The organism is Halomonas sp. KO116 (assembly GCF_000734975.2).
GTDB lineage: Bacteria > Pseudomonadota > Gammaproteobacteria > Pseudomonadales > Halomonadaceae > Vreelandella > Vreelandella glaciei.
The window spans coordinates 1,854,138-1,877,501 of sequence record NZ_CP011052.1; the positions used below are offsets into that span (position 1 = coordinate 1,854,138).

25 protein-coding genes are annotated in these 23,364 nt (G+C 53.2%); 16 read left to right on the plus strand and 9 right to left on the minus strand.

Features of this window, described 5'->3' with window-relative positions; translation table 11 throughout:
- The first annotated feature begins 1 nt into the window (after position 1).
- The 11 genes from KO116_RS08535 to KO116_RS08585 all read left to right on the plus strand — a co-directional run bounded on the left by KO116_RS08535 (position 2) and on the right by KO116_RS08585 (position 12,107).
- On the plus strand, positions 2-1,195 hold the full coding sequence (locus KO116_RS08535) for a PP2C family protein-serine/threonine phosphatase (protein WP_035563322.1): 1,194 nt from the start codon (positions 2-4) through the stop codon (positions 1,193-1,195).
- Positions 1,185-1,703, plus strand: a complete 519-nt coding sequence (locus KO116_RS08540) for an STAS domain-containing protein (protein ID WP_035563324.1) — start codon at positions 1,185-1,187, stop codon at positions 1,701-1,703. Before KO116_RS08535 ends, KO116_RS08540 begins: the two co-directional genes overlap by 11 nt.
- A 177-nt stretch (positions 1,704-1,880) precedes the next feature.
- The gene (locus KO116_RS08545) at positions 1,881-3,077 is read left to right on the plus strand and encodes a multidrug effflux MFS transporter (RefSeq protein ID WP_035563326.1); all 1,197 of its coding nucleotides are present in this window, start codon (positions 1,881-1,883) and stop codon (positions 3,075-3,077) included.
- 35 nt (positions 3,078-3,112) lie between these two features.
- The gene (locus tag KO116_RS08550) at positions 3,113-3,844 is read left to right on the plus strand and encodes a sulfite exporter TauE/SafE family protein (protein WP_008959513.1); all 732 of its coding nucleotides are present in this window, start codon (positions 3,113-3,115) and stop codon (positions 3,842-3,844) included.
- Between the two features lie 127 nt (positions 3,845-3,971).
- On the plus strand, positions 3,972-4,985 hold the full coding sequence (locus tag KO116_RS08555) for a PstS family phosphate ABC transporter substrate-binding protein (RefSeq protein WP_035563328.1): 1,014 nt from the start codon (positions 3,972-3,974) through the stop codon (positions 4,983-4,985).
- Positions 4,986-5,138: 153 nt separating this feature from the next.
- On the plus strand, positions 5,139-6,389 hold the full coding sequence (pstC, locus tag KO116_RS08560) for a phosphate ABC transporter permease subunit PstC (protein ID WP_008959511.1): 1,251 nt from the start codon (positions 5,139-5,141) through the stop codon (positions 6,387-6,389).
- An 18-nt stretch (positions 6,390-6,407) separates the two neighbouring features.
- A complete protein-coding gene (pstA, locus tag KO116_RS08565; RefSeq protein ID WP_035563331.1) occupies positions 6,408-7,574 on the plus strand; it encodes a phosphate ABC transporter permease PstA in 1,167 nt (388 codons plus the stop codon).
- A gap of 26 nt (positions 7,575-7,600) precedes the next feature.
- Positions 7,601-8,440: a phosphate ABC transporter ATP-binding protein PstB gene (pstB, locus tag KO116_RS08570; RefSeq protein ID WP_035563333.1), complete on the plus strand. Its 840-nt coding sequence runs from the start codon at positions 7,601-7,603 to the stop codon at positions 8,438-8,440.
- A gap of 175 nt (positions 8,441-8,615) precedes the next feature.
- Complete coding sequence (locus KO116_RS08575) at positions 8,616-9,647, plus strand: ArsJ-associated glyceraldehyde-3-phosphate dehydrogenase (protein ID WP_035563335.1); 1,032 nt, start codon at positions 8,616-8,618, stop codon at positions 9,645-9,647.
- Between the two features lie 4 nt (positions 9,648-9,651).
- Complete coding sequence (gene arsJ / locus KO116_RS08580; protein WP_035563399.1) at positions 9,652-10,863, plus strand: organoarsenical effux MFS transporter ArsJ; 1,212 nt, start codon at positions 9,652-9,654, stop codon at positions 10,861-10,863.
- On the plus strand, positions 10,860-12,107 hold the full coding sequence (locus KO116_RS08585) for an MFS transporter (RefSeq protein WP_235272532.1): 1,248 nt from the start codon (positions 10,860-10,862) through the stop codon (positions 12,105-12,107). Before arsJ ends, KO116_RS08585 begins: the two co-directional genes overlap by 4 nt.
- On the opposite strand, the gene KO116_RS26070 is transcribed toward KO116_RS08585, so the two are convergent.
- The 8 genes from KO116_RS26070 to arsH form a co-directional block, all read right to left on the minus strand.
- Positions 11,989-12,297 carry a CC/Se motif family (seleno)protein gene (locus tag KO116_RS26070; protein WP_035563336.1) on the minus strand — a complete coding sequence of 103 codons (309 nt, stop codon included), beginning with the start codon at positions 12,295-12,297 and terminating at the stop codon, positions 11,989-11,991. The two genes, KO116_RS08585 and KO116_RS26070, sit on opposite strands and share 119 nt — an antisense overlap.
- A gap of 81 nt (positions 12,298-12,378) precedes the next feature.
- Complete coding sequence (locus tag KO116_RS08595) at positions 12,379-12,615, minus strand: thioredoxin family protein (RefSeq protein WP_035563339.1); 237 nt, start codon at positions 12,613-12,615, stop codon at positions 12,379-12,381.
- 17 nt (positions 12,616-12,632) lie between these two features.
- Positions 12,633-13,640: a permease gene (locus KO116_RS08600; protein WP_035563342.1), complete on the minus strand. Its 1,008-nt coding sequence runs from the start codon at positions 13,638-13,640 to the stop codon at positions 12,633-12,635.
- Between the two features lie 79 nt (positions 13,641-13,719).
- Positions 13,720-14,298 carry an RNA polymerase sigma factor gene (locus KO116_RS08605; RefSeq protein WP_045812106.1) on the minus strand — a complete coding sequence of 193 codons (579 nt, stop codon included), beginning with the start codon at positions 14,296-14,298 and terminating at the stop codon, positions 13,720-13,722.
- A complete protein-coding gene (arsC, locus tag KO116_RS08610) occupies positions 14,295-14,696 on the minus strand; it encodes an arsenate reductase (glutaredoxin) (RefSeq protein WP_035563345.1) in 402 nt (133 codons plus the stop codon). The genes KO116_RS08605 and arsC overlap by 4 nt, the downstream gene beginning before the upstream one ends.
- Before the next feature lie 17 nt (positions 14,697-14,713).
- Positions 14,714-15,382: an NADPH-dependent FMN reductase gene (locus tag KO116_RS08615; protein ID WP_035563350.1), complete on the minus strand. Its 669-nt coding sequence runs from the start codon at positions 15,380-15,382 to the stop codon at positions 14,714-14,716.
- Between the two features lie 15 nt (positions 15,383-15,397).
- Positions 15,398-16,474 (minus strand): ACR3 family arsenite efflux transporter, encoded by a 1,077-nt coding sequence (arsB, locus tag KO116_RS08620; protein ID WP_035563351.1) that lies wholly within the window; start codon positions 16,472-16,474, stop codon positions 15,398-15,400.
- A gap of 13 nt (positions 16,475-16,487) precedes the next feature.
- Positions 16,488-17,207, minus strand: a complete 720-nt coding sequence (gene arsH, locus KO116_RS08625; RefSeq protein ID WP_035563352.1) for an arsenical resistance protein ArsH — start codon at positions 17,205-17,207, stop codon at positions 16,488-16,490.
- 151 nt (positions 17,208-17,358) lie between these two features.
- On the opposite strand from arsH, the gene KO116_RS08630 reads away from it, so the two are divergent.
- The 3 genes from KO116_RS08630 to KO116_RS08640 all read left to right on the plus strand — a co-directional run bounded on the left by KO116_RS08630 (position 17,359) and on the right by KO116_RS08640 (position 19,558).
- Positions 17,359-17,772, plus strand: a complete 414-nt coding sequence (locus KO116_RS08630) for an arsenate reductase ArsC (RefSeq protein WP_035563354.1) — start codon at positions 17,359-17,361, stop codon at positions 17,770-17,772.
- A 427-nt stretch (positions 17,773-18,199) separates the two neighbouring features.
- Positions 18,200-18,379: a HAMP domain-containing protein gene (locus KO116_RS25460; RefSeq protein WP_035563357.1), complete on the plus strand. Its 180-nt coding sequence runs from the start codon at positions 18,200-18,202 to the stop codon at positions 18,377-18,379.
- Positions 18,380-18,418: 39 nt separating this feature from the next.
- Entirely contained in the window at positions 18,419-19,558 is a 1,140-nt protein-coding gene (locus tag KO116_RS08640) for an SLC13 family permease (RefSeq protein WP_035563360.1), read from the plus strand.
- 45 nt (positions 19,559-19,603) lie between these two features.
- On the opposite strand, the gene KO116_RS08645 is transcribed toward KO116_RS08640, so the two are convergent.
- Positions 19,604-20,791: an acetyl-CoA C-acyltransferase gene (locus KO116_RS08645; RefSeq protein ID WP_035563363.1), complete on the minus strand. Its 1,188-nt coding sequence runs from the start codon at positions 20,789-20,791 to the stop codon at positions 19,604-19,606.
- Positions 20,792-20,908: 117 nt separating this feature from the next.
- On the opposite strand from KO116_RS08645, the gene KO116_RS08650 reads away from it, so the two are divergent.
- Both KO116_RS08650 and KO116_RS08655 read left to right on the plus strand, forming a co-directional pair.
- Positions 20,909-21,487 carry a TetR/AcrR family transcriptional regulator gene (locus tag KO116_RS08650; protein ID WP_035563366.1) on the plus strand — a complete coding sequence of 193 codons (579 nt, stop codon included), beginning with the start codon at positions 20,909-20,911 and terminating at the stop codon, positions 21,485-21,487.
- A 189-nt stretch (positions 21,488-21,676) separates the two neighbouring features.
- A complete protein-coding gene (locus KO116_RS08655; protein ID WP_035563369.1) occupies positions 21,677-23,347 on the plus strand; it encodes an AMP-binding protein in 1,671 nt (556 codons plus the stop codon).
- Positions 23,348-23,364: the final 17 nt, after the last annotated feature.

Here is a 23,364-nt window from a genome sequence, read left to right on the forward strand (position 1 = left end):
GATGGAGCATTCTAAGCAGTTGATCGCCGTGATCGACGAGCCGGGTCGAGAGCGCGATGCGTTGGCCGAAGCGATTACCTGCGACGGTATGTCGGTATTTGCTGCTGAAGACATCGATCACTTGCCTGCAGATACGGCGCTGATTGTGGCGCATGCCAGAGCCGTGCCGCGCCAGCAGTGGTCGCAGCTTACGCGACGCTTACCAACGCTGGTTGTGAGTGACTCGCGCCAGGATGCTGACCTTATCAAAGCCATTGACGTTGGGCTGGTGGATTATATCGTCCACCCTCTACGCCATGCCGAACTGCTGCGGCGAATGATCCGTAAAGCCGTCGAGCTAAATGATTTGGCCCTAGAGCGTGAGCGTGATCACGAGCGTCTCGCTGAGTTAAATGAGAGCCTTGAGACGCATTTAGCGCTACTGCGTATGGATCAGCAAAGTGGCGGCCATATCCAACGGCGTTTACTACCGCTGCGACCCAAAATCATCAATGGGGTCTATTACGACTACGTATTTGCGCCTTCGCTCTATCTGTCCGGTGATTTTTTAGACTATCAACGCTATAACGAGCGTTATAGCGCCTTCTATTTTGCCGATGTGTCGGGTCATGGCGCGTCGTCAGCCTTTGTCACCGTACTGCTCAAATATTTATGTAATCGTTGGCTGAGTGAGTGGGATGGTCAGCAGCCGGAAAAGCTGCCGCCAGATTGGCTAAAGGCGATGAACCGGGAGTTGCAGGGTACGGATATAGGGAAACATGCCACCTTATTTGTCGGGGTTATTGACCATGAGGCGCATACTCTGCACTATTCGCTCGGCGCTCAGCTTCCCATGCCGCTTTTAGCAGCAGGAGGAGAGCTAAGACGTCTTGAAGGCGAAGGAATGCCGGTAGGCCTTTTCCCCGATGTGGAGTATCCTTCGCTAAGCTGTGCGTTGCCGAACGACTTTTGTTTATGGCTTTGCTCAGACGGTGTATTGGAATGCTTGCCGGGTAAAACGCTCGACACGCGGCTCAAGGAGCTTGAGCAATTAGTAAGCGAGAGTGTCACGCTTGAGCAGTTGCGCGACCGGCTAGCAGAGACCAATACTCTCCTTGCAGAAGGGGATGCAGAGTTCGATGCTAACCAGGAACGCGATGCTTTACCCGATGATCTAACAATCATGATGGTGAGCGGATTTGGTCATGCTGATTGAAGAAGGCCGCATTAAAGCGGCGTTCGATTCTGGTGTTTTTGTTTTAAAGCTGTGTGGCGATGTGCGTTTAACGCTTTGCGCGACACTCGATACCCAAGCCCAACGTCTCGCTGAGACACCGGGGTTGCGTGCCGTACTGATTGACCTGCGCGAGGCCACCAACGTGGATTCAACTGCGCTGGGTTTCTTGGCTAAGGTGGCAATGGCAGTAAAAGGGCGCTTAGAGCAGCCACCGACCATTATTGTCGATAATGATGACGTTCGAAAAATGCTTGACGTGATGGGTTTTGCGCGCTTTTTCACTCTGATGGAAGCACCTATTCAGCAAGCCACAACGCTTAACGATGCTCTCGAAGAGTTACCTGAAGAGCCTGCCGATGAGGTGGGGCTCCGTGACCGCATCCTCGAAGCGCATCGTATTTTGATGCATATGAACGAGCATAATCGCGAGCAGTTTCAGCCGTTGGTTGACATGCTTGAGTCGCAAGACGCCGCCACACATCAATAAGCATTCACCTTTAATCTGATTTGACTTTCCTCACGCTATCGCAGTGAGTGATTCATCGTTTTCACCTACTGCGATAGCGCTGTGTCTATAGCGTTTAGCCCCGACAAGTGTCTTAAAATCGGCTATGATTAGCGGCCTATCTATTCCCGCGCGTTCGTTATCGCCGTAAGGAGACCCATGCATCTTAATCCCCGCCGCGTAGCGTTGCTAGTTGCCGCCAACACGGCGCTTGCCCCCTTTGCGATCGACGCCTACCTACCTGCGATGGGAATCATCGCCGAAAGTATCGGCGCAAGCATTCATCGCACTGAACTTTCCATTAGCGTGTTCTTGTTTGGTTTTGCGCTGGGCCAGCTCTGCTTTGGGCCGCTCTCGGATCGCATGGGCAGAAAGCCTGTACTCCTGGGCGGGCTGGTGGTGTTTATGCTGGCAAGCCTGGCTATTACGATGGTCGACAGCTTGCCTACACTGCTGGCCTGGCGGTTTATTCAAGCGCTGGGGGGCGGGGCCTGCGTGGTCAACTCGGCGGCAATTGTACGCGACTGCTTTAGCGGGCGCGAGGCCGCTAAAGTAATGTCCACCATGGCGATGATTATGATGCTGGCGCCGCTGGTGGCACCAGCCGTGGGCAGCCTGCTGCTACATATTGCCGGTTGGTGGCTAATTTTTGTATTCTTAGCGGTTTACGCAGGCTTTTTGCTCTGGCTGTTAGGAACGCGACTGCCTGAAACTCGCGATATGTCGCTTCCTGCGGCGTCACCGCGGCAGGTTATTCGCAATTACGCCAGCGTGCTCAAACATCGTGAAGGGATGGGCTATATCTGCGCAGTAGCCGCTTCCTTTGCCGGCCTTTTTGCCTTTGTAACCGCTTCGCCGTTTCTCTATCTCGACTATTTTGGTCTATCGCCAGGTACCTATCCGCTCGTGTTTGGTGTCAACGTACTGGTCATTGCGCTCTCCAACCGCGTCAATATTCACCTGCTGCGTAAACGCACGCCACAGCAAAATCTACGCTTGGGGCTGCTTATACAGTTAGCGGCAGCGCTAGGGTTAGTAGTAGTGACGGCGTTAAATATCGCGTCACTCATGGTTGTTGTGCCACTGATTATGCTGTTCACCGGCATGATTGGGCTGATTACCCCGAACGCAATCTCTTCATTGTTGGATCATTTTGGTCATATTAGCGCTACTGCAACGGCGCTGTTAGGCGGCATCCAGTTTACCTGTGGTGCTCTCGCGGGGGTGATGGTCGGATTGTTTGAAGTTGAGCATCTATGGCCAATGGTGCTGACCATGTTGGGCGCCGCTTTGTTGGGAAATATCGGCGTACGCAAATTAACCAAGGCGCCCGTCATAAGTGATTCACAGGGATGAGTCGTAGGCATGAGCAATAAGAATGAGCAGCAGTGATGGATAGCATGTTGGCTTGGGTCAATATGCCGATGAGTACTTGGTTAGCCTGCGCAGCCGTGCTGCTACTGGGTGCCTTTGTTCAGCGGGCAACCGGTTTCGGTTTGGCCGTGATCGGAGCACCATTGCTGCTGATGCTTGAGCCACGATTGGTGCCGGTCATTTTAGTGCTGTTTGGCTTTACCGTTTCGTTAATGATGGTGCGTCACTATTGGCATGAGGTGCGTCTGGATTCCATTGGCATGGCGTTAGTGGGGCGCCTGCCTGGCAATGCGCTGGGTATTTGGCTGCTGCTCGCCGCGCCGATGTTTTTGTTAGAAAAGCTAATCGCCATCATCGTACTGTTTGCTGTGCTGGTGACGTTGTGCCGCTTTAAACTGCCGGTTAATCGAGTAACGCTATTCGGCGCCGGTGTGTTGTCAGGTATCTTTGGCACCGTTGCTGCCATCGGGGGCCCGCCCATGGTGATATTGATGCACGGCTTGCCTGCTGATCGGGTGCGGGGAAATCTGGCGGCCTTTTTCATTTTGACCTCAATGCTGACCATTATGACTCTCGCCTTCGCTAATCAGATTCAGCTCTGGCATTTTCAGGTTGCCCTTACCTTTCTCCCTGCGGTACTCGTAGGTAATGCAGTGGCGGACGCCATTGCTCATCGCTTGGATAGACGTTTACTGCAAGGCGCTTCGCTAGCATTGTGTACCTTGGCGGCACTGGGTTTACTGCTGTAAACGAAAGCGAATTCCTCACGTAGCAAAAATTCTTTCATGTATTACTCACTGTCATGAAGTTGTCATGGAACCAGTGCAAGGTATGCCTTGCGAAGGTTAGATCCCTACATGAACAGGAGTTTTTCGCATGAACCGTATTCTAAAAACCACCGTTATCGCGGCTGCTGTAATGAGCGTTGCCGGTGTTGCCCAAGCCCGTGATCAAATCCGTATCGTAGGCTCCAGTACCGTTTACCCGTTTGCCAGCTACGTAACTGAAGAGTTCGGTGCCACTACCGGCAACCCGACGCCTGTTATTGAATCAACTGGTTCGGGCGGTGGTTTGCGTCTGTTCTGTAACGGTATTGGCGAAGGCACGCCAGACATTACTAACGCTTCACGCCGCATGAAAGTCGCTGAGTTTGAGCGTTGTGAAGAGAACGGCGTTACCGATATCACCGAAGCTAAAATCGGTTCTGACGGTATCGTGCTTGGTCAGTCCAACACGAATGATGTTGTTGACCTGACGCTTGAGCAGATTTTCATGGCAGTAGCCGCCCAGGTGCCGGTTGATGGTGAGTTAGTTGATAACCCCTACACTAACTGGAGCGAAATTGATTCTTCGCTGCCAGACCGTGAAATCTCCATCTATGGTCCGCCAACGACTTCTGGTACCCGTGACGCTTTTGAAGAGCTAGTACTGGAAACTGCATCGCTTGAAATGGATGTTTACGGCGAAGAAGGCTACACCGATATTCGCTCTGACGGTGTTTACATCGACGCTGGCGAAAACGACAACCTGATCGTTCAGCGCTTGAGTGAAGATACCGGGGCAATGGGTATCTTTGGTTACTCATTCCTTGAAGAGAATACCGATTCCCTGAACGGTGCCACCATCAACGGTGTTGCGCCAGAGCCCGAAGCAATCAGCTCAGGTGACTACCCCGTGGCGCGTTCACTGTGGTTCTACGTGAAGAACCAGCACGCTGAAGAAGTACCGCCGATGGCTGACTACGTCGACATGTTCATGAGCGAAATGATGATTGGCGCAGATGGTTACTTGAAAGATATCGGCTTGATCGTTCTGCCTGAAGAAGAGCGCGAAGAGTGGCGTCAGGCTGTAGCAGATCGCACTACAATGTCAGTAGACGTTCTTAAGTAAGTCGTTAAGTTAGAAATGAAAGTGGCCGGCAGCGTAAGCTGTCGGCCTTTCATTTTATGACAGCGATAAATTGGCGTTTGTCACATTGCTGTAATGTTTGTGCCCCAAAGTAGTCGCCAATACGATTTCATTAAGTAATGCGAGAGAAATTCGATGCAGACTAACCAGCTTCTTCTGATTTTTTGCGGTGCGTTACTACTGCTGGGGTTGCTGGCGTTTTTTGCTGGCCGTTCAAAAGCCACCCGTTTACGCAGTGCGGGCACGGCTATGTTTGCTCAGCCAGATCAATACGCCTGGTTCACCGTGCTTTCGACCGCTGGTCCAGCCGTGGTAGTGAGTGCGCTGGGGGCTTTTGTGCTGCTTCTAATGGGCGCCGATATCCCCACGCTCTATTTGCTGTCCGCGAGTTTAGTGATTGCAGCAATAGGGCTGATGGTAAGTCTTAACCAAGTTAAACCTGATTTTCACGCCCGTCAGGCCATTGAGCGGGTTATCCGCATGGTCTTGGCCGGGGCAGCGTTAATCTCGATTTTCACTACGTTCGGCATTTTGTTCTCGATTATTTCCGAGGCGCTGCGCTTTTTCCAAATGCACAGCTTCTGGGAGTTCATTACCGGCACCACGTGGAATCCAGGCGCGAGCTTTTTAGCGTCAGCGGGTCGTGGAGACGGTAGTGGGGCTGAATTTGGTTCGGTACCGCTGTTTGCCGGTACCTTTATGATTACCGCTATCGCTATGCTGGTCGCTGTTCCTATCGGCCTGCTCTCCGCGATTTATATGTCCGAGTATGCACCACGTAACGTGCGCACCATTGCCAAGCCCGTCCTTGAGGTTCTGGCAGGTATTCCTACCGTGGTTTACGGCTTTTTTGCCGCGATTACGGTAGCGCCGATTATCGTCAATATCGCCGGTTTTTTTGGGCTCGACGCTTCTTATAATAACGCCGTCGCCCCTGGTGTCGTGATGGGCATCATGATCATCCCGTTTATCTCTTCGCTGTCGGACGATGTGATCAACTCTGTGCCCGATAGTATGCGCCAAGGGTCGCTGGCATTAGGCATGACCAAAGGGGAAACCATACGAGATGTGGTCATTCCTGCTGCTCTGCCGGGTATTATTTCAGCCACTCTGTTGGGTATGTCGCGCGCGCTAGGTGAAACCATGATTGTGGTGATGGCGGCAGGCATGCGGCCCAATCTTACCGCTAATCCGCTGGAAGATATGACCACGGTGACCGTGCGTATTGTGGCGGCTTTAACCGGGGACCAAGAGTTTGCAAGTGCTGAAACGCTGTCAGCTTTTGCCCTGGGGCTGGTGCTGTTTGCGGTGACGCTCACACTGAACCTGGTATCTGTACTGATGATCCGTCGTTTCCGCGAAAAATACCGCGTGAATAACCTGTAACGCTGAGGAACTGTTTCGATGAGCCATACTTTTGACGAAATCAGCCAGCAGCTTAAGCGGCGTCACCGTAAGTCTGCCCGCCTTAAATGGATATCAATGGGATCGTTGGGCTTGGCAGGCCTGTTTCTGGTGCTGTTTTTTGCCGATATGCTGAGCAAGGGGTTGCCAGCCTTTCAGCAGGCGTATATCCAGACCGAGATTAGTTACACCGAAGAAGCGCAAACCGATGGACGGCAGGCGTTTGACCAAGAGTTGCTACCGTTAATCAGTCGCACGGCGGTGCGAGTGATTCCCATGGAGTTGCGCAATAACCCTGGGATGATTGGTACCAGCGAAGCGCAGTGGGTGTTGGCAAACAGTGAAGTTGACCAGTACCTGAAGGGGCACCGAAATCGCCTGAGTGAAGAAGAGCAAGCCGCTCTTGATGAGCGTGTTGAAGCAGGCCAGGTGGATCTTCGCTTCAATAGCACCTTTTTTGGCTCTGGGGATTCCAAAATCGCCGAGAATGCCGGTATTTTATCGGCAGTGGTCGGCACCGTGATGACCATGATCGTAACGCTGGCGATCTCATTTCCTATCGGGGTAATGACAGCGGTTTATTTGGAAGAGTTTGCGCCGGATAACCGTTTTACCCAGGCGATTGAAATTAATATCAATAACCTGGCCGCCATCCCTTCGATCTTGTTCGGCTTGTTAGGTTTGGCGATCTTTATCAACTTCTTCGGTGTGCCACGTTCATCGCCGTTGGCCGGTGGTATGACGCTAGCGCTGATGACGTTGCCGGTGATCATTATCTCAACGCGAACCGCATTACGTAGCGTGCCGGACTCCATACGCCATGCCGCCTTTGGGGTGGGCTGTTCGCGCTGGCAAGTGGTACGCGACCACGTTCTGCCGTTGGCAATGCCGGGCATTATGACAGGCTCCATTATCGGCCTTGCTCAGGCGATGGGTGAAACAGCACCGCTGATTATTGTCGGCATGGTGGCGTTTATCCCCGATGTTGGCGCTTCGTTTACCAACGCGGCCACCGTTATGCCCGCGCAAATATTTACTTGGTCAGGCGAGCCTGAACAGGCGTTTGTAGAAAAAACAGCCGGTGGTATTTTGGTGCTACTCACCATACTCATCTCACTCAACGCTTTTGCCGTTGTGCTACGTAAGAAATTTGAGCGCCGCTGGTAGGCCAGTGCGTTATAGAGGACATTGCTATGAATAGCCAAGCACCTGTAATGAACGACCAGCATGCACCTGCGGTTGGGCAGCCTTACACGCGTAATAATCAGGCCTGCCACGATTTGAGCATCCGAGTTCGTGATTTGAATCTGTGGTATGGCAAAAACCAAGCGTTGAATAACCTTAATATTGATCTGTTTCAGAAAAATGTGACGGCGCTAATTGGCCCTTCTGGGTGTGGTAAGTCGACCTTCTTACGCTGCCTGAATCGCATGAACGATCTGATTCCTAGCGTGCGCACCGAAGGATTGGTCGAAATGGATGGGCGTGACGTCAATGCCGCCAAAATGGATGAAGTCGCGCTACGCCGCCGGGTGGGAATGGTCTTCCAAAAGCCCAACCCATTTCCTAAATCGATTTATGAAAATGTGGCTTACGCCCCGCGCATGCACGATTTGGTTAGCCGCAAAGCCGAGCAGGATGAGCTGGTTGAAAAAGCGTTGCGTAGTGCTGGCCTTTGGAAAGAAGTGAAAGACAAGTTACAAGAACCCGGTACCTCACTATCGGGTGGTCAACAGCAGCGCTTATGTATCGCCCGCGCTATTGCCGTGCAGCCTGATGTAATCTTGATGGACGAACCAACGTCGGCGCTTGACCCGATCTCGACCGCGACCATCGAAGATTTGATGGATAAGCTAAAGGAAGAGTTCACCATCATCACCGTAACCCATAACATGCAGCAGGCCGCGCGGGTGGCGGACTACACGGCGTTTTTCCACCTGGGTGAAATTATTGAGTACAACGACACCAAAGTGATGTTCTCAACCCCCGCTAAGAAAAAAACCGAAGACTATATTTCGGGTCGTTACGGTTAATTAACGCCTTTCAAGCAGGCCCATCGTCAATCGATGGGCCTGTTTTTAATGTGTGTTTTTTTATGCATTAATATATGTTTATGCGCATATAAGCGATATCCTTTTTAGAAACGAACAACTTTAAAAACACAAACCTGGAAATAGACCCCATAGAACAGAGAGTCTAGGAGGCACCATGGCACTTCGAATTGGTATCAATGGATTGGGACGTATTGGTCGCTTAACGCTGAGAATTTTGTGGCAAAACGTGTCGGCGGGTGACGTTGAGCTTGTGCGCATTAATGACCCGGGCGGCGATGCGGCAACCTTTGCTCACTTATTGGAATTTGATTCGGTACATGGTCATTGGGCTCCAGGGAAGGGCATGACAGCCACTGATGACGCTATTATTTTTGATGGAAAATCCGTTGCCTTTAGCGCCAATAAAGCAATTGCCGATAGTGACTGGTCTGACTGCGATGTAGTCATCGAATGCTCAGGTAAAATGAAAACCACTGAAAAGCTTCAAGCGTACCTCGACCAGGGCGTTGGTCGTGTAGTGGTGAGTGCGCCTATGAAAGAGGCGAGCGTGCTCAATGTGGTCATGGGAGTAAACGATCATCTCTTTGACTCATCGCAGCATACGATCGTTACCGCTGCCAGCTGTACCACTAACTGCTTGGCACCGGTGGTCAAAGTCATTCAGGAAGCCTTCGGTATACGTCATGGGGCAATGACCACGGTGCATGACATCACCAATACTCAAACGATTCTGGATGCCCCGCATAAAGATCTGCGTCGCGCCCGCGCTTGTGGCATGAGTCTGATTCCCACCACAACGGGATCGGCGAAAGCCATCACTGCCATATTCCCTGAGCTAGAAGGCAAGTTAAATGGCCACGCGATTCGTGTCCCGTTGGCTAACGCATCGCTTACCGATATGGTGTTTGAACTTGAGCGTGATGTTACCGTCGACGAGGTGAACGCTGCATTGAAAGCCGCAGCAGATGGCCCGCTGGCAGGCATTCTGGGCTATGAAGAGCGCCCGTTGGTGTCGATCGACTACCGCACTGACCCCCGCAGCTCCATTATTGATGCGCTGTCTACCATGGTGGTCAATGGCACGCAGCTAAAACTCTACGCTTGGTACGATAACGAGTGGGGTTACGCGAATAGAACCGCTGAGCTATCCCTGATGGTAGGGCGTAAGCGGGTGGTTTGTGGCTGATTCAATGCTTACGCGGGTAAGGGCGCTACCTTTCGAGGTGCGTCAGTACATGCTGATTACCGGCAACTACTGGGCGTTTACGATCACCGACGGCGCGCTTCGTATGCTGGTGGTGATGCACTTCCACCAGTTGGGTTATTCGCCGTTAGCCATCGCGATGCTGTTTTTGTTTTACGAAGCTTTTGGCGTGGTGACCAATTTGGTGGGTGGTTGGCTGGGCGCAAGGCTGGGGCTCAACCGCACCATGAACGTGGGCTTGGGTTTGCAGATTGTGGCGCTGGTCATGTTAATGGTGCCCGCGAGCCTGCTAACAGTGGCCTGGGTCATGGCCGCTCAGGCGCTATCGGGGATTGCCAAAGACCTCAACAAAATGAGCGCTAAAAGCGCCGTTAAGGTGCTGGTGCCCAAAGAGAGTGCCAACGCCAATAGCTCGCTCTACCGTTGGGTGGCGATGCTGACCGGCTCTAAAAACGCGCTAAAAGGTTTGGGCTTTTTTGTCGGTGGCCTGCTGTTAACATTGATTGGCTTTCAGGCCGCTGTGTTGGTGATGGCAGTGATGCTTGGCGGTGTGTTGCTGCTTTCGCTATTCCGGCTAAAGGCGGATTTAGGACGCCAAAAAATAAAGCCTAAGTTTTCCGAAATCTTCTCAAAATCACGTGCGATTAACGTGCTTTCCGCGGCGCGCTTTTGCCTCTTTTCGGCACGGGACGTGTGGTTTGTGGTGGCCCTGCCGGTATTCTTATACGACCAGCACGGCTGGACACACTGGACAGTGGGTGGGCTGCTGGCGGTGTGGGTGATTGGCTACGGCGGCGTGCAAACCCAGGCGCCTAAATTAACCCGGCTGATCAAAGGCGATGCGCGTGCGCTTACTGCCGGTTGGGCCGCGGCGCTGGCGGTGCTGGCGATTGTGTTGGCGATGCTGCCCTTGGCGCAAGTGGGCTGGCTGGTCGTCGGGCTGCTCGCCTTTGGGGTGCTGTTTGCGATTAACTCCAGCTGGCACAGCTATTTGATCGTGCATTACGCTCGCGCCGACGGCGTCTCAATGGATGTTGGCTTTTACTATATGGCCAATGCCATGGGGCGCTTAGTAGGCACGCTACTGTCGGGCTGGCTGTATATGGCCTATGGGTTGAGCGCCTGCCTGTGGGTGTCGGCTGCCTTAGTGGCTTTAAGTGCTTTGATGGCGCTCGCGTTGCCTAAACAAGTCGCATGATCCGCTCTTCGCCCAGGCTGGGGTTAACGCTCACCTTAGGCAGTGCGCAAACGCTCGCCTGGGCATCCAGTTACTACTTGCCCGCTATTCTGGCGGTGCCCATGGCCCGCGAGCTGGAAATATCGTCAAGCTGGGTGTTTGCGGCGTTTTCTGTCGCCTTGCTGTTAACCGCTATGCTTGGCCCCAGCGTAGGGCGCTTGATTGACCAGCAAGGTGGGCGAGGCGTGCTGATGGCATCCAACGCTGTTCTGGCGTTTGGCCTAGTGATCATGGCGCTGTCCCAAGGTGTGTTAAGCCTAATGCTTGCCTGGCTGATTACCGGTGTGGGCATGGCGATGGGGCTATACGACGCCGCCTTTGCTACCCTCGGGCGGCTATTAGGTCGCAGCGCTCGTTCCTCGATTACTGGTGTGACGCTACTGGCGGGTTTTGCCAGCACCATTGGTTGGCCGCTAACAGCTTTGTTGGAAAATGAATTTGGGTGGCGGGTCGCCTGTGGTGCCTGGGCCATTCTGCATATAGTGATAGGCCTGCCGCTTAATGCTCGTTTGCCTAAAGCCGGTGATAGCGTAAACCACTCAAATGACGAAATATCTGCCCCATCTCCTGAGCGGCCTCGCTTGGCTATGGTGCTATTAGCCTATGTGTTTGCCGCGGGCTGGTTTGTGTCGACGGCGATGGCAGCGCATCTGCCCAGGCTTTTGCAGGAAACCGGCGTGTCGCTTTCGGTGGCCGTAGCCGCTGCGGCGTTGGTAGGGCCTGCGCAAGTAGCCGCACGGCTGGGCGAGTTTGCACTGCTTCGCCATTTGCACCCATTGGTGGCAGCGCGGGTGGCCACAACGCTCCACCCCCCTAGGTGCGGCACTGCTAGCTACAGTGGGTATGCCCGCCGCGGGGTTTGCGCTACTCCATGGCGCGGGCAATGGCATGATGACGATTGCCTCCGGCACGCTGCCGCTGGCGCTGTTTGGCACAAAAGGGTTTGGCCAGCGACAAGGTTTGATTATCGCCCCGGCCAGGGCTGCGCAAGCCTTTGCCCCGCTGCTGTTTGGCCTATTAATAGAGCAAAATGGTGCTGGAGCGCTATGGCTGACTACGGGGTTGATGCTGGCGGCGTGTCTAGCGCTAGTGTTTATTCGTGTGCCCAGAGCGCGGGTATGAGCCATCCACGTACAGGTGGCGCAACTTCCAGAACCCTTCAACGTCGACACGCAGTCCTTGGTAGGCAAGCTCTGTCGCAATGAAGAGAGTTATATCTTCATCACTATGGCGCTGGTAAAGCGAAGGGTCTTTGGGGGCACTCGCCTCGGCGACGGCAACGTTGGCGAGCCCCCCACAGCAGCCGTGGCGGGGTGATAAACGCACGGTCACCACGCCTCCCTGTTGCTTGATAAACACTTTTGCAGCGTCAGACACATCGATAATTTCCAGCATTGAGACGCCTGTTAAAAGAGAGCTCCCAGCTTACCAGGAAGTAATCGGGGAGCCAGAGCGCAGTAGGTGAACTTGAGGCCTTTAGGCTTTCAGTATAGCTTCGATTTTTTTACGATCTGGAATACCCCCGCTGTGGGCAAGCTTGCCATTGACCGCGACCGCCGGGGTCGACATAACCTGATACTGCATGATGATTTGTGGGTCAGTGACTTTAGTCACCTCAACTTCGATGCCTAGCTCTTTGGCGGTAGTTGTAATTTGCTCCGCGGTGACGGCGCACTTTTTGCAGCCTGTGCCTAATACTTCGATCTTTTTCATGTTGTGTCCTCTTGGGTTTACAAACTGCTGAATAACCAGGGCGATAACAGGTTAATTAGCCAGCCCACCAACATAAAGTTGATGAGGAGAATGATGAATATCGTGGCTAATAAGCGCCACAGCATGACCTGTTTAAGCATGATAAATTCAGGAAAGCTCGCCGCGACGGTGCTCATGCAGAAAGCTAACGTTGTGCCGACAGGTAGCCCTTTGGTAATCAAGCTTTCCATGATGGGAATAACGCCGGTTGCGTTGGAGTAAAGCGGTAGGCCCGCTAATACGGCTACCGGGACATTCCACCATTGGCCGCTGCCCAGGTTGTCACTGAACCAGTCATCCGGGACAAAGCCATGCAGCGCGGCGCCCAGCCCCACGCCGATAATGATCCACTTCCAGATCCGCGCGACAATCTCGTAAAGCTCATTGCGTGCAAATTCGTGGCGCTCTTTTAACGTCAGTGAAGGACGTACAGGAGCGAGCTGATCCGCTTGCGGGCTTTCGGCGGCGTTTTGGTAGGCTTTAGCTGCAAACGCTTTTAACCAGCGTTCAGCGCCTAAGCTATCGAGCAGTATGCCGCCGCCTATGCCCACGGTCATCCCGATGGCGATGTACACCAGGGTGAATTCCCAGCCTAGCAGGCTCCATAGCATAATCACGGCAACTTCATTAATAATCGGCGAGGTAAACAGAAACGCCATCGTAATGCCCAGGGGAATGCCTGCACTGGTGAACCCGAGAAACAGCGGAATGCTTGAACATGAGCAAAACGGTGTGATTGCCCCAAAACCAGCACCTAAACCGTAGCCTGCGAAACGGTTCTTTTGCTGAATGTAATAACGCACACGCTCCAGATTGAGCGACGCGCGTAACAAGGCAATGGCGTAAATCATCACCACCAGCAACGCAAAAATCTTGCTCGTGTCCTCGACGAAAAAATGCAGTGAGCTGCCTAACTTGCTGTTAGGGTCAAAACCGCCCAGGTCGTATACCAGCCAACTGGCTAGCCAGGTAAAGATCTCCAACATCGCTGCCTTCCTTATATATGAACGGTTCTATAAAGAAGACGAAGCAATGTGGAAAAGGATGCAGGGAAAAGCCAAATAATTATTCGGTAAAGGGTATTGCCCAGTGGCAGCAGACATGGCCTTGTTCATCAAAGACAATCCCGCACTGGGCAACCAACGTTTCGCGAAGACGTTTTCGGGCGCGCAGTAGCCGCGCTTTGGTCGCAGGGAGCGTTAAGCCATGACGCTGGGCATAGTCACTTTGCTTAACGCCGTTAAGGTCGCAGGCCCCAACAATATCAGCGTCTTCGTCAGTACAATGAGCCAGTGCCTTCGTGATACAGGCAGCCAAACTCTCTAAGGGGAGGTTGGTATCAATATGACAAGGTAATGGCGCTGCTGTCGCGGTATCTAGCGATTGTGAATCAGGCGTTGAACGGCGCAACTCATCAATCCACTCATGTTTGGCAACCGTATAAAGCCACGCTTTGGGCTCTGCCAGTTGGCAAAACTGGGCGCGATGCGTCAGTGCTTTTACATAGACACGCTGCAAGATTTCGTCGGCGGCGTCCCGATTGTTGCATAGCGCTAAGAGGTAATAGCGCAGTGCCTGGTGGTGGCTGTTCCAAGCCTCCTCAATACAGGATGAGGTTTGGGATGAGGCAGCTTTTTTCCTCATGGATAGGTCACTACGTCACCGTCTTCTTTGGTGAAGTGTTTGATCGGTTGTTCTAAAAGCGCTAATACCTGCTCGGAAGGGCGGCACAGACGTGTGCCCTTATTGGTCACCACAATAGGGCGATTAATCAGAATCGGGTGGGCCATCATGGCGTCGATAAGCTGGTCATCGCTAAGGGAAGGGTTATCCAGCTTTAGCTCATCAAAAGGCGTGCCTTTTTGACGTAGTAGTTCCCTGGGCGATATCTGCATCATCGCCAACAGCTCTACCAGCTGTTCTCGGCTGGGCGGTGTTTGCAAATAATAGATCACCTCCGGCGTTTCTCCAGACGCTTCGATCATTGCCAGAGTGTTGCGCGATGTACCGCAGTTGGGGTTGTGGTAAATAGTGACGGGCATGGTGACCTCACGATCGATTAGTTGCTTTCACTACCGGGCGCATTACGTTGAGAGGGCGCGGTTTTAAAGGCGGGCGATACCCGCGTTGGGTCTACCTGCTGTTTATAGCTAGCCGCGGCTTCAGCCCACCACATTAATTGGCCTAATGTACGGCCAAAGTAGCTTTTCCAGCGCGCCTGTTCTTGCTCAAAGTGCCCGTCTTCGTTTAGTGCTTCCTGGGCTTTGGGTACGTGTACCATGGCCGATACCGGCAGGCAGCCAAGCTCCGAGAGAAACGCACGCATGGCGACTGCAGCACGCACGCCACCCCACTGGCCCATTGAGTAGGTCACGATGGCGCTGGGTTTAAACGCAAACAGCGATGCGCCGAAGTGGTTTAGCAAATGGCTAAGTGCTGGGCTCATGGAGTGGTTATATTCCGGGCTGACCATCACGTAGCCATCGGCAGCGGCGATTTTATCAGCAAGCTCTGCTAAGTCTTCCGGTACGTCGGCTTTTGCGTAAGCAAAATGTGGCTTAAACGGGTCGCTTAAGTTTAGCGCTAGCGGATCAATAATTTCAGCCGTGGTATGCGGTAACGATGAAAGCAAGCGCTCGCAGGCCTTTGCCACCCGCTCGCCAAGGCGAGCTGGGGAGGGCGGTGTGCTGGTACGAGTTGAGCCTAGAAATATCAAATAGTGGGCCATAGCGCTTACTCCCAATTAATGAGCGTCTGCCGGAAAATGATGGCGGGTTTTATTGGCGATTCTTACCAGCGCGAGCATCAGCGGTACTTCGACCAATACGCCAACAACGGTCGCCAGCGCAGCGCCCGACTGTAAGCCAAACAGCGCGATAGCCGCTGCCACGGCCAGTTCAAAGAAGTTGCTGGCGCCGATCATTGCCCCCGGTGCGGCAATGTTATGCGGCAATCGCCAGGCTTTAGCCCAACCATAGGCAATAAAAAAGATTAAAAACGTTTGAATAATCAGCGGTATCGCAATCAATACGATATGCAGCGGGTTATTGAGAATAACCTCACCCTGGAAGGCGAACAGCAGCACTAGGGTAATGATCAAGCCAATCGGTGTGATGGGGCCAACGCGCTTCATAAACACATTGTCGTACCACTCGGCGCCGCGTTTTTTAATCAAGCTTTGCCGGGTGATATAACCTGCCGTCAGGGGGATCACGATATATAGCACGACGGATAGAGCCACGGTGTCCCAGGGCACCTGAATATTGGAGACACCGAGTAGGAAGACCACTATGGGGGCAAAGGCGAACAGCATAATTAGGTCATTAAGTGCTACTTGTACCAACGTATAAGCAGCATCGCCGCGGGTTAAGTAGCTCCATACAAACACCATCGCGGTACATGGCGCGGCGCCGAGTAAAATCGCGCCCGCTAGATACTGACTGGCTAACTCAGCGGGAATAAATGGTTTAAAAATCACCATCAAAAATAGCCAGGAGATGGCAAACATGGTGAAAGGCTTGATTAACCAGTTAACCGACGTGGTGATGATCAAACCTTTAGGCTGGCGCCGTACTCCAAGCAGTGAGGTAAAATCAATTTGCGCCATCATGGGGAATATCATCGCCCAAATGAGTATCGCGACCGGAATGGACACTTGCGCCACTTCAAAGCGTGAGAGCGTTTCCGGTACCGCTGGGATAAATTGCCCGACTAAAATGCCCATCACAATGGCAAGTGCTACCCATAGTGAGAGGTAGCGTTCAAAGACTCCCATGCCTTCGGCAGTGGAGGGCGATGCGTTATCTTGCAGTGCTGACATGTGAAGCTCCTGATTAAATGGCGCGTTGATTAACCCGTTTGGAGACTTCTTCCGCGCTCTCTTTACGCTCCGAATAACGATCCGTGAGCAGTTCGCTACGCTCGCGCACCAGCAGCGTGAATTTCACCAGCTCTTCCATAACGTCGACGATACGGTCGTAGAAAGGAGAGGCTTTCATCCGGTCGTTATCATCAAACTCCATAAAGGCCTTGGGTACGGACGATTGATTGGGGATCGTCAGCATGCGCATCCAGCGGCCTAAAATGCGCAGTTGATTGACCGTATTGAAGGACTGCGAGCCGCCGCAAACCTGCATCACTGCCAATGTTTTGCCTTGTGTCGGGCGGACGCCACCTAGCGAAAGCGGAATCCAATCTATTTGCGCTTTCATAATGCCGGTCATTGCGCCGTGACGTTCAGGGGAGCACCACACCATCCCCTCTGACCATTGAGCCAATTGGCGTAGCTCATCGACTTTGGGGTGGCTGGTATCTTCAGTATCCGGTAGCGGTAGCCCCCTAGGGGCAAAGATTCTTGTTTCTGCGCCCATGGCGTTTAGCAGGCGGGCAGCTTCCTCAACCGCTAGCCGACTGAAAGAGCGCTCGCGAAGGGAGCCGTACAGGAGCAATATTTTCGGTTTGTATTCAGCGCCTTGAGGTAGTCGCAGCTGTTCGTTGCTAGGCGCTTTAAAGAGTCCAGAGTCGATATTGGGCAAATCATTGAGTGAGGTCATTGCGTTCTGCCTGTTTCACTGCATGTTAAGTTCATAGTGCCATCATATATGTTTTTTCGTATATTTCTAGCATTGGTGTATGTTTGCAATATTGCCGTCATGAATCCGGCGTAAAGTGACAGGCATTAACTACATAAGAGGCTGTTTATTTATGACGAAGCGCCGCGTGTTATTCCTCTGCAATGCTAATTCTGCACGCTCGCTGATGGGAGAGGCGCTGCTTCGCCATTTGGCAGATGATCGTTTTGAGTCGTTTAGTGCTGGCTCTGAACCGGATGAGCCCCATGCATTAACGCTGGAGGCGCTCCGCAAGCAGGGTCTACCCACAGAAGGTTTACGCAGTAAGTCTCTGGATGAGTTCGAGAGCGAGACTTTCGATTACGTCATTGTTCTGTGTGATAAGGCCCAGCAAGCCTGCCGGGATTGGCAAGGGCAGGCGGGCGAAGTGCTGTTCTGGGATATTCGCGACCCCCGTCTGATTGGCAAGCCTGATGCTTATGAGCAAGCGTTACTAGAAATTCGTCGACGTCTGCATCTTTGGCTACCCCTGCATAAGTCTGCTTAATTCTGCTAAAAGGGGCAGATCGAGATGAAATAGATCAATAACTTAGCGTCAAAGTGAGCTGGGCGCTTGTGCTATTAGCGTTCAGTGGTCTGGTCGTCGTCATTGGTGCTGTTCGCTAACCATTTTGGCCGAGGGGCGTTTACATCGCTCCATGAGCGGGACATGGCGCAAATCCTTGAGTGACATGGCACTTTGCTCAATTTGCAGCGAGTGACTTTGATGCAGATCAACTGGCTCTGGTTGATCAATTAGCTGCCCCCTATCGGTCTTTCTTTAATAATCTCAGTTTACAGATGATGATGCTTGAGGAGCGCGATGTTTCCTGGATTTCTGTCAGGGGAATCGCGGTTGGATGAAAGCAGCCAACGATTTGCATCGTGTGCCGAGACCTTTTAGATGCCTCAAGCCAGCGAGGTAACCACCGCTTGTGCGTTTTGAGCAAGTGCCATCGTTACTGTTGTGGGGGGTGATAGCCGTGCTGGAGACAGCGCTGCTAGTGGTAGCTGTGGTCGCTTGGGGTGTGCGTAACAATGTGCTGCGTTCCTTAACCTCGATTACTCGTCATTCCCAGCGTATTGCTAAAGGGGATCTATCTGCACCTGTGTAGTCAGCGCTATCATGCGTTTTTCTCTGAGCGACTTATCTTTTGCAATTGATCCAACGGCTCATCTCGCCCGTCGTCTTTATCTCTCAGCGTTTACTTCACGATCCTATGCTGCTCTCGATGAGCGGCCTTTGGGTCGTTTTGTGGTGGCTGCAACCTCAGCCATTGTCTGATATGGCTGAGCGGGTGCATTGGAGCACGCTTGCTGTATTGACCGGACTTATGCTGCTCAGCCGGTCGTTGGAGCTCAGCGGTTATTTAACGCTCTGGGGGCGCCAGTTATTGGCTCATCTTAGTGAGGAAAGGCGTCTAGCGGTTAGTTTGGTGCTGTTTTCAGGCCTGCTTTCTGCCGTCGTCACCAATGACGTAGCTCTGTTTATTGTAGTGCCACTAACCCTTGGCCTCGCCAGAATGACGACGCTGCCTATTGCGCGTTTAATTGTGTTTGAAGCGCTGGCGGTAAATGCAGGGTCATCGCTGAGCCCGATTGGAAATCCACAAAACCTTTATCTATGGCAGCTTTCAGGCCTACGCTTTGGCGAATTTCTATGGGTAATGCTACCGCTTAGTATTGGCCTAATGCTATTGCTCTTGCTGCTTGTTCCTGTGGCGTTTCCAAAAGCGCCAATTCATTTGAAGTCAGCTTCTCTTGGAACAGCGGTGCGGCAACAAAAGCCGCTATGGGCCGCGCTGATCGGCTATCCGCTTTTTTTGATTGCGGTGGACATGGGCTGGGTGTTGCCAGCGATGGTAGGCATAATGCTAGTGATGTTATTGGTGGCCCGGCGAGCGGTGTTCAGTATTGATTGGCTGCTACTGGTAGTGTTCGTACTAATGTTCATCAATTTAAGTGTTATCGGTGAGCTAAGTGTCGTTCAGCAGGCAATTAACATGATGCGCCAGTGGCCTGGTGGCGATATCAGCGTAGGTGTGCTGCTTTCACAGACTGTTTCCAACGTACCGGCAACGCTGTTACTTGCGGAGCAGAGTGAGTGGCAGCCGCTTGCCTGGGGCGTCAGTGTCGGTGGCTTTGGTTTGGCGATCGGTTCAATGGCTAATTTAATTGCCCTGCGTTTAGCTCACCAGCCGGGCATTTGGACAGAATTTCATCGTTGGTCTCTACCTATGTTAGGGCTTGCTTGGCTGTTTGCTGTGCTATGGAAAAATGCCCTGTCGCTATAGCGCCAGGGCATTACCCTCTCGGGATTAGATCCTCACGAGGAGTGGTTAGTCGATGAGCTCCACAGCCACCGCCGTCGCCTCTCCACCGCCAATGCACAAGCTAGCGATGCCGCGCTTGCCACCTTTAGTGCGCAGCGCATGAATGAGCGTGGCGATGATGCGTGAGCCGGTAGAACCTATCGGGTGGCCTTGGGCGCAGGCGCCGCCAAACACATTGACCTTGTCATGGGGGAGGCCCAAGTCATCCATGGCCATGAGTGTGACCACCGCAAAGGCTTCGTTAATCTCGAATAGATCGACGTCATTCACGCCCCAATCGAGCTTTTTCATAAGCTTCTCAATCGCACCCACCGGGGCAATGGTGAACTCGCTAGGGTGTCGCGAGTGAGTTGTGTGGCCTAGCATACGCGCTAGCGGCTTAATACCTTGCTGATCGGCAGCTTCCTGGCTCGCCAAGATAAGTGCCGAAGCGCCGTCGGAAATTGAGCTGGCGTTGGCGGCGGTAATCGTACCGTCTTTGGCAAAGGCGGGTCGCAGCTGGCGGATTTTGTCGAGCTTGGCTTGGAAGGGCTGCTCATCGTGTTCGACAAGGGTTTCGCCCTGACGAGAGGTGACCATCACCGGTGCCATCTCTGCGCTTAGGTGGCCAGAGTTGGTGGCGGCCATGGCACGCTCAAGGGAGGCAATAGCAAAATCATCCAGGCGCTCGCGCGTGTAGCCGCGCTGAGTAGCCACATCCTGGGCAAATACGCCCATTAATTTGCCCGTTTCGGCGTCTTCCAGTCCATCCAAAAACATATGGTCTTTCAGCTCGCCGTGTCCCAATCGGTAGCCACCGCGTGCCTTAGTCAGCACGTGTGGGGCGTTAGACATAGACTCCATGCCGCCCGCCAGCACAATATCGCCGCTGCCTGCCTTGATTAGGTCGTGGGCAAGCATGGTGGCTTTCATGCCCGAGCCGCACAGCTTATTGATCGTCGTGGCGCCATTGGCGTCGGGAATACCTGCTTGTCGCATTGCCTGACGTGCTGGGCCCTGTTTAACGCCTGCAGGCAGTACACATCCCATAATGCCCTCGCCGATCGCAGCAGGGTCAATGCCTGACGCTTCAATCGCTGCTTTGATGGCAACAGCGCCAAGCTGTGGCGCCGTCATGCTCGCCAGGCTGCCCATCATGCCACCCATCGGCGTGCGTTTGGCAGCGAGAAAAACAACATCGGTGGGGTTACTCATGGCCAATCTCCTTCAGGATTATTGTGATTATCATGCCAAGTGGTGGTTGATACGTTGACCCGTAGACGGTGCTGTGGTTCTCTCCAGAGTAACCAAGCAAGCGCTAGTGTAAATGACATGAATGTAATTAATGCATCCCCTCGCCGCAAGGAATTGACGCGCCTCGCTGCTCAGCTATTCGTCCAAGAGGGCTTTGATCGCACAACGGTGCGTATGCTGGCGCAGGAAATGGGTATTAAGTCCGGTAGCTTGTTTCATCATTTTAAAGATAAGCAGGAAATCCTCGCTGCGGTCATTGAAGAAGGCACGCAAAATGCCTTGGTGATTGCGCGAAAAGCGCTGAATGAGTGCGCCGCCGAGCCTGAAATACGCCTACGCACCATGGCGCGCGCCCATCTCGAAACCCTCTTTACTGACCGCAATGCCCATGTGGTGGCACTGTTTGAATGGCGCCGACTCGACCCGGCGGCCAGTGCTCATTTGAGCCATTTACGGGATGCTTATGAAGCGCTGTGGGTCGCTGTTATCGACGATGCTTTGGAGGCTGGCTTGATCCATGGCGACCGCTTTCTTGTCTCGCGCTTTGTGTTGGGAGCGCTTAACTGGACAGTGCGCTGGTACGACCCCAGCGGGCCACGCTCGCCTGATGACCTCGCTGACGAGCTGGTTGCCATGATTATGCCTACCTCAGCTTGATGCTCCCCTGACCTCGGTCTCGACCAACGTCTAACGCTACAACTTAGAACAGTGCTTGCTCTCTGCGCCGTTTACTTTTAGCGTTGCTATTATCTTTAAGCTTACGTTAACGTCAACGGATAAATATAACAACACTGCTTGCGCCTATTCTCACTACGAGCTCATTTCCAATAACACAAGAGAGCCATCATGACAGCGACATCACATTCACTGCCCGACTACCACCACTACCTCGATAACTTTTCCGTGGATAGCGTTATCGCTCGCCTGGATGATCACCGGGACGGCCTGCTAAACGCCTTTGAGGCCTGCTGTGGACGTCATGTTCGCGCTGGCCGCGGCGATTTGCTGGCGCTGGTTCAAGAGGATTCTCAGGGTGATATGCATACCCTGACCTACGCCGAGCTAGACGAGCAGAGCGCCAAGCTGGCGGGGTGGTTCCAATCTCAGGGGTTGGGTATAGGCGACCGCATTGCTTGTATGCTGCCGCGGTCACCACAACTATTGATTGCCGTGCTCGCCACTTGGCGTATTGGCGCGGTTTATCAGCCCCTGTTTACTGCCTTTGGCCCCGATGCGGTGGACTATCGGCTAGGCCGTGCTGGCACCAAATTGGTGATTACGGATCACGCTAACCGCTATAAATTCGATGGCCTTAGCCAATGTCCACCGGTGCTGGCAGTGGGTGGGGCGACCAGTGAGCATGCTGATGATCACGACTGGCGAGCAGCGTTGACGCATACGTCAATGAGCGACAAGCCACCTAGGCTCGCGCCTGAAGCACCATTTCTGCAAATGTTTACCTCTGGCACCGTGGGCAAACCGAAAGGCGTTGCCGTTCCATTGGCAGGGATGACCGCTTTTGCGATATATATGGAGCTGGCCATTGACCTGCGTGATGATGACCGCTTCTGGAATATGGCCGACCCCGGCTGGGCCTATGGTCTCTACTATGCGATTGCCGGGCCTTTACTGCTTGGCGTGACGACGCATTTCTGCGAAGCAGGGTTTAGCGCCGAGGGGGCGCTGGCGTTTATGAAGCGCCATCACATTACTAATTTTGCTGCCGCGCCGACCGCTTATCGGCTAATGAAAGCGTCAGGCCTGTTTGATGATGCACATGAAACGCTAGAGCTACGTGCGGCGAGCTCGGCGGGCGAACCTCTTAATACTGAAGTGGTGACATGGGTGGAGAAGTCGCTGGGCTGTCCGGTCATGGATCACTACGGCCAGACCGAAACCGGCATGACGTGCAATAACCACCATGCCCTTGACCATCTTAAGCATGTGGGCGCAATGGGCGTGCCGATGCCAGGTTATCGCCTGGCGATTTTGGACGCGGAGTATAAAGAGCTGCCTGCTGGGGAGCCTGGTGTCCTTGCCGTCGATATCAAGAATTCCCCTGCGCACTTTTTCCAGGGCTACACCTGGCAAGAGAAGAACCCCTTTGTGGAAGGCTATTACCTGACTGGCGATGTGGTTATCCGCAATGAAGACGGTACCTTTCAATTTGCCGGGCGTGATGACGACATTATTACCACGGCGGGTTACCGGGTAGGGCCTACGGACGTAGAGAATAGCGTGATGACGCATCCTGCGGTCGCCGAGTCAGCGGCTGTGGGGCAGCCTGATGAGATCCGCGGCGAGGTGATCAAGTCGTATATCGTTCTCCGCGAAGGCTATGAGGCCAGTGACGAGCTTGCTGATGAAATCAAACAGCGAGTGCGCGAGCGACTTTCGACCCATGCTTTTCCACGCATTATTGAGTTTGTCGATGAGTTACCCAAAACCCCTAGCGGCAAAATTCAGCGCTTTAAATTACGTGCCCAGGCGGTAGAAGAATCCAAAGCTAGCGAATAAACCCATCGACTAATATG